The organism is Mesorhizobium ciceri WSM4083 (assembly GCF_000519305.1).
GTDB classification, from domain to species: domain Bacteria; phylum Pseudomonadota; class Alphaproteobacteria; order Rhizobiales; family Rhizobiaceae; genus Mesorhizobium; species Mesorhizobium ciceri_B.
This window is the reverse complement of sequence record NZ_JAFG01000039.1, coordinates 1-6088: the sequence shown is the minus strand read 5'-3', so window position 1 is coordinate 6088 and position 6088 is coordinate 1. Positions and strand designations below refer to the sequence as shown.

General features: G+C 61.7%; 5 protein-coding genes and 1 pseudogene. 1 reads left to right on the top strand and 5 read right to left on the bottom strand.

The features are described from left to right. From MESCI2_RS0125665 to eno, 5 genes are all read right to left on the bottom strand, one after another. A partial coding sequence (locus MESCI2_RS0125665; RefSeq protein WP_027038977.1) for a 2-oxo acid dehydrogenase subunit E2 occupies positions 1–1022 on the bottom strand: 1022 nt, incomplete at its 3' end. A gap of 18 nt (positions 1023–1040) precedes the next feature. Then, a complete protein-coding gene (locus tag MESCI2_RS0125660) occupies positions 1041–2438 on the bottom strand; it encodes a pyruvate dehydrogenase complex E1 component subunit beta (protein WP_027038976.1) in 1398 nt (465 codons plus the stop codon). A 15-nt stretch (positions 2439–2453) separates the two neighbouring features. Continuing rightward, positions 2454–3491, bottom strand: coding sequence for a pyruvate dehydrogenase (acetyl-transferring) E1 component subunit alpha (gene pdhA / locus MESCI2_RS0125655; protein WP_013531481.1), 1038 nt, complete (start codon positions 3489–3491; stop codon positions 2454–2456). Between the two features lie 194 nt (positions 3492–3685). Further along, positions 3686–4009, bottom strand: a complete 324-nt coding sequence (locus MESCI2_RS0125650) for an FtsB family cell division protein (RefSeq protein ID WP_027038975.1) — start codon at positions 4007–4009, stop codon at positions 3686–3688. 162 nt (positions 4010–4171) lie between these two features. Next, positions 4172–5446, bottom strand: a complete 1275-nt coding sequence (gene eno, locus MESCI2_RS0125645) for a phosphopyruvate hydratase (RefSeq protein WP_027038974.1) — start codon at positions 5444–5446, stop codon at positions 4172–4174. Positions 5447–5865: 419 nt separating this feature from the next. Between eno and MESCI2_RS01000000135670 the strand changes: the two are divergent. Continuing rightward, a pseudogene (locus MESCI2_RS01000000135670) lies at positions 5866–6088 on the top strand (IS5/IS1182 family transposase); the annotation flags it as partial.

Sequence of the window (6088 nt, the reverse complement as noted above, 5' to 3'; positions counted from 1 at the left end):
GCCTTGCGGATAATCGGCGTGATCAGCCCACCGGGGATCGACACGGCAACGCCGACATCGGCATGCTTGTGCTTGACCATGGCGCTTTCGGTCCATGAGGCATTGGCATCCGGCACCGCCTTCAGTGCCATCGCCATCGCCTTGATCACCATGTCGTTGACCGACAGCTTGTAGGCCGGTGCTTCGCCCTTGTCGGTTTTCTTCACCGGGGCAGCCGCATTGATCTGCGTGCGCAGCGCCAACAGTGCATCCAGCTCGCAGTCGAGCGTCAGGTAGAAATGCGGGATGGTGGTCTTGGCCTCGACCAGCCGGCGCGCAATGGTCTTGCGCATATTGTCGTGCGGGACGAGTTCGTAGGAGCCCTGTTCAAACAGCTTCAGCACCTGATCGTCCGACATCGCCTTTACCGGCGCGGCAGCAGCAGCCGGAGCGCCGGCCGGAGCCCTGGCGGCAGGCGCCGCCTGGGCGCCGCCACCGGCAATCGCCGCATCGACATCGGCCTTCACCACCCGACCATGCGGGCCGGTGCCCGTCACGGCAGAAACATCGACACCGGCTTCCTTGGCTATGCGCCGGGCAAGCGGCGACGCGAAGGTGCGCTCGCCAGCCGCATGGCCGTTGGCAACCGGAGCTGCCTCTGCCTTGGGTGCGGTTGCCACAGGCTCGGCCTTTGGTGCCTCAGCCTTCGGTACGTCAGCCTTGGGGGCATCCGCTTTCGGCGCCTCGGCTTTCGCCGGTGCAGCACCGCCCCCGCTTTTCGCGGCAGCGCCTGCATCCTCACCTTCAGCAGCAAGCACGGCGATCAACGCGTTGACCTTGACGCCCTCGGTGCCGGCGGGAACGACGAGCTTGGCAACCGTGCCCTCATCCACAGCTTCGACTTCCATCGTCGCCTTGTCGGTCTCGATCTCGGCGATGACATCGCCCGGCGAGACCTTGTCGCCTTCCTTGACGAGCCACTTGGACAGATTGCCCTCTTCCATCGTGGGCGACAGGGCCGGCATGGTGATGTTGATTGGCATTTTGTCCTCCCGCCCGGTTCAGCGATACGTCACGGCTTTGACCGCCTCGATGACCTCGCCGACATTCGGCAACGCCAGCTTCTCGAGGTTGGCCGCGTAGGGCATCGGCACATCTTTGCCGGCAATGGTGATGACCGGCGCATCGAGGAAGTCGAAAGCGCGCTGCGACACCTGGTTGGCGATATGGTCGCCGACCGAGTTTTGCGGATATCCTTCCTCCACCACCACCAGGCGGTTGGTCTTCTTGACCGAGGCGATGATGGTGTCGAGATCGAGCGGCCGGATCGTGCGCAAATCGATGATCTCGGCATCGATGCCCATGCCGCGCAATTCTGCCTCGGCCTTCACAGCATAGGTCATGCCGATGCCGAAGGAGACGATGGTGACATCCTTGCCGGTCTTGTGAATGCGCGCCTTGCCGATCGGCAGCACGAAATCATCCAGCTTCGGCACGTCGAAGGACTGGCCATAGAGGATCTCATTCTCGAGGAAGATGACCGGATTGGGATCGCGGATCGCTGCCTTCAGCAAGCCCTTGGCGTCAGCGGCGGTGTAGGGCATCACCACTTTCAGGCCCGGAATGTGGCTGTACCAGGCGGCATAGCACTGCGAGTGCTGGGCGGCGACGCGTGCGGCGGCGCCGTTCGGTCCACGGAAAACGATCGGCGCACCCATCTGGCCGCCCGACATGTAGAGCGTCTTGGCGGCGGAGTTGATGATCTGGTCGATCGCCTGCATGGCGAAGTTGAAGGTCATGAACTCGACGATCGGCTTCAGGCCGGCCATCGCCGCGCCGACGCCGACGCCGGCAAAGCCATGCTCGGTGATCGGCGTGTCGACGACGCGCCGCGGCCCAAACTCCTGCAGCAGCCCTTGCGTGATCTTGTAGGCGCCCTGGTATTCGGCGACCTCCTCGCCCATGACGAAGACATCGCCGTCGCGGCGCATTTCCTCGGCCATCGCATCGCGCAACGCTTCGCGCACCGTGGTCGAGACCATCTCCGTGCCGGCCGGAATGTCCGGATCGGCTGCGATTTCCGTCTTTGGAGCAGCGGCCACCGGCGCGGCAGCCGGCTTTGCGGCCTCCGCCTTGTCCTCTGCGGCGGCCGGAGCCTCTGCAGGTGCTTCCGCCTTGGCGGGAGCCGAGGACTTGCCGATATCCCCGGCACTTTCGCCGTCCTGCAACAGCACGGCGATGGGTGTGTTGACCTTGACGCCTTCGGTGCCGGCGGCGATCAGGATCTTGCCCAGCGTGCCTTCGTCGACGGCCTCGACTTCCATCGTCGCCTTGTCGGTCTCGATTTCGGCGATGACGTCGCCGGCGACGACCTTGTCGCCCTCGTTCTTCAACCACTTGGAAAGATTGCCCTCTTCCATGGTCGGCGAGAGAGCGGGCATGAGAATTTCGATCGGCATGTCCTTGCCCTCCCGTTACAATACGATATCGGTCCAGAGTTCGGACGGATCCGGCTCTGCATCGTTCTGGGCAAATTCGGCGGCGTCGGCGACGATGTCGCGGACCTCCTTGTCGATGGTCTTCAGCTCGTCCTCGGTTGCCCACTTCTTCTCGATCAGCCGCGCCTTGACCTGTTCGATCGGGTCATGGTCGGAGCGCATCTTCTGCACTTCTTCCTTCGAGCGGTATTTCGCCGGATCGGACATCGAGTGACCGCGATAGCGGTAGGTCTGCATTTCGAGAATGATCGGCCCATTGCCGGCGCGGCACCATTCGGTCGCCTGGTCGCCGGCGGCCTTGACGGCGCGCACGTCCATGCCGTCGACCTGGATGCCGGGGATCTTGAACGAAGCGCCACGGTGCGAAAAATTGGTTTCCGCCGAGGAGCGCGACACCGAGGTGCCCATGGCATAGCGGTTGTTCTCGATGATGTAGATCACCGGCAGCTTCCACAGCGAGGCCATGTTGAAGCTTTCATAGACCTGGCCCTGGTTGGCCGCACCGTCGCCGAAATAGGTCAGCGAGACATTGTTGTTGTCGCGGTAGCGGTTGGCGAAGGCCAAACCCGTGCCGAGCGACACCTGCGCGCCGACGATGCCGTGACCGCCGTAAAAGTGCTTTTCCTTGGAGAACATGTGCATGGAGCCGCCCTTGCCTCGCGACAGGCCGCCGCGACGCCCGGTCAGCTCGGCCATGACGCCGCGCGGCGACAGCTCCATCGCCAGCATGTGGCCGTGGTCGCGATAGGCGGTGATCATCTGATCGCCGTCGATCAGCGCCATCTTCATGCCGGTGACGACCGCTTCCTGGCCGATATAGAGGTGGCAGAAGCCGCCGATAAAACCCATGCCGTAAAGCTGGCCGGCCTTTTCCTCGAAGCGGCGGATGAGCAGCATGTGCCGGTAGGCGGCAAGCTCTTCGTCCTTGGTGAATTCGACAGGCTTGGGGGCGGAAAGCCCCGATTTGCCGTCGGATTTGGATTTGGCAGGCGCTTTTCTGGCGGCGGTGGCCATGCATCACTCCCTGTTGGCGTCTCTTTGTGGACATTAGAGCAGGATGAAATCTGCTCGGGGGAGATCAGCTCCTCCCCACCGATTTCAGGGAGGCTAACACGCGTCAAAGCGTTGCGCCATGCCGAATTTGCATAGCTGGCATGCGCCTAAGCGATTAAAATCATTGAAAATATTGATGATTAACTTGAAATAAGTTATTTCGCCGAGGTCGGCAACATAATGGTGATTTCGTCAGCCTGGGACAGATTGAGCGCCTTGCGCGCCTGCTCATCGAGCATGTCCTTCTCGAGCGTGCCTTCATGCATCAGCCGAACGCGGCGCTCAAGTTCCATGCGGCGCGCCTTGATCGCATCGAGCTGGCCTTGCAGCGCAACCGTCTGGGCTTCCAGCTGATATTTCGAATAGATGCCGAATTCGCCGTGATAGGCATGAAAGCCGAAATAGGCCAGGAACGCCACGCAAAGCGAGGGAATGATCAGCCGGCCGGTGTTTCTCTGCTTGTGCTGACGCGTCCACATAATCCAAATCCTCGCGGCCACGAACTCATGCGGCTCCCCGTCTTTTTCGCCCGATTGTGCTTAACGGACGGTTACGGGTGATCTGTTTGGCGGCGCCGAAACGAAAAAGGGCGGGAATGCTCCCGCCCTTTTGTCCGGTATCGATGAGCCGGTGTTTCCGGATCAGCCCTTGACCACCGACTTGCCGGCATAGCTTGCCTGCTTGCCGAGCTCTTCCTCGATGCGGATCAGCTGGTTGTACTTGGCCATGCGGTCGGAGCGCGACAGCGAGCCGGTCTTGATCTGTCCGCAATTGGTGGCGACGGCAAGATCGGCGATGGTCGAATCCTCGGTTTCGCCCGAACGGTGCGACATGACAGCGGTGTAGCCGGCCTTGTGCGCGGTCTCGACGGCGTCGAGCGTTTCCGTCAGCGAGCCGATCTGGTTGACCTTGACCAGGATCGAATTGGCAACGCCCATGCGGATGCCGTCGCGCAGCCGCGCCGTGTTGGTGACGAACAAATCGTCGCCGACCAGCTGCGTCTTCTTGCCGATCAGGTCGGTCAGGTACTTCCAGCCTTCCCAATCGTCCTCGGCCAAGCCGTCCTCGATCGAGATGATCGGATAGTCGGCGGCAAGCTTGGCCAGGTATTTGGCCTGGGCCTTGGGGTCGCGCGTCTTCTTCTCGCCCTCATAGACGTAGTTGCCGTCCTTGAAGAACTCGGTCGCGGCGCAATCGAGGCCCAGCGCGATCTCGTCGCCCGGCTTGAAGCCGGCCTGCTCGATCGATTCCATGATGAAATCGAGCGCCACAGGCGCGCTTTTCAGGTTCGGGGCAAAGCCGCCCTCGTCGCCGACATTGGTGTTGTGGCCGGCGTCCTTCAGTTTCTTGCGCAGCGTATGGAAGATTTCCGAACCCCAGCGGACACCTTCGCGCAGCGTCGGCGCGCCGATCGGCAGGATCATGAATTCCTGGAAATCGATCGGGTTGTCGGCATGCGCGCCGCCATTGATGATGTTCATCATCGGTACCGGCAGGAGATGAGCCTTGGTGCCGCCGACATAGCGGTAGAGCGGCAGGCCGGCGGCATCGGCGGCCGCCTTGGCCACCGCCAGCGAAACGCCGAGAATGGCGTTGGCGCCAAGCCGGCTCTTGTTGGGCGTGCCGTCAAGCTCGATCATGGTCTGGTCGATATGGATCTGGTTTTCGGCTTCCATGCCGCCGATCGCCTCGAACAACTCGCCGTTCACCGCCTCGACGGCTTTGAGCACGCCCTTGCCGAGATAGCGGGCGCCGCCGTCGCGCAGTTCGACGGCCTCGTGGGCGCCGGTCGAAGCACCCGACGGCACTGCCGCGCGGCCCATCGAGCCGTCTTCGAGAATGACATCGACCTCGACGGTCGGATTTCCACGGCTGTCCAGGATTTCACGCCCGACAATGTCGATGATGGCGGTCATTTGCGATGTCCTCGATTGATCTGAAGAATGCCGCACGTCTTAGCCAAAGTGCTGCAAAAGGCAATCGGCCGGCTGGCAATTATTGCCGCGCCATCGGCCCGGAACGATTCACGAAGCGACAATCGCTGTCATCATAAGTCATGTACGGAAGGCCGGCTTGCGGCTATGGTGCACGGGCGCGGGGCGAAACAGGAGGAGTTTCGCCATGTCCCAGTTGAGTGGTATCGTGAGTCTGTTCCTGATCGCGGCGGCCTTTCTGACGTCGTGCGACAATCAGCAGTCGCCATCCAAGGCGATGGTCCCCTTGCACATCAGCGAATAGCTGCCGCATCAAACCAAAAATGGCCCCGTCGAAACGGGGCCATTCAGGCTGCTGACAAACCCCTGGCATTTGCCGGGGGTTTTTGATTCACTGGGTCATGTTGAAGCGACCCGCCCCTGAACAGACCGCCCTCGAGATGGTAACGCTGGATCAGTTGGTTCCGGCTGATCACCTGTTGCGCAAGATCGACCGTGTGATCGATTTCACCTTCATCCATGATCTGACCGCGCCGCTTTATTGCCCCGACAATGGCCGCCCGCCGCTCGACCCTACCTTGATGTTCAAGGCGCTGTTCATCGGCTACCTGTTTGGAGTTCGCT

Excerpts from the sequence above, each read along its gene's own strand:
- eno (WP_027038974.1), bottom strand. The coding sequence starts at position 5,446 with ATGACCGCCATCATCGACATTGTCGGGCGTGAAATCCTGGACAGCCGT.
- MESCI2_RS0125660 (WP_027038976.1), bottom strand. The coding sequence starts at position 2,438 with ATGCCGATCGAAATTCTCATGCCCGCTCTCTCGCCGACCATGGAAGAG.
- MESCI2_RS0125650 (WP_027038975.1), bottom strand. The coding sequence starts at position 4,009 with ATGTGGACGCGTCAGCACAAGCAGAGAAACACCGGCCGGCTGATCATT.
- pdhA (WP_013531481.1), bottom strand. The coding sequence starts at position 3,491 with ATGGCCACCGCCGCCAGAAAAGCGCCTGCCAAATCCAAATCCGACGGC.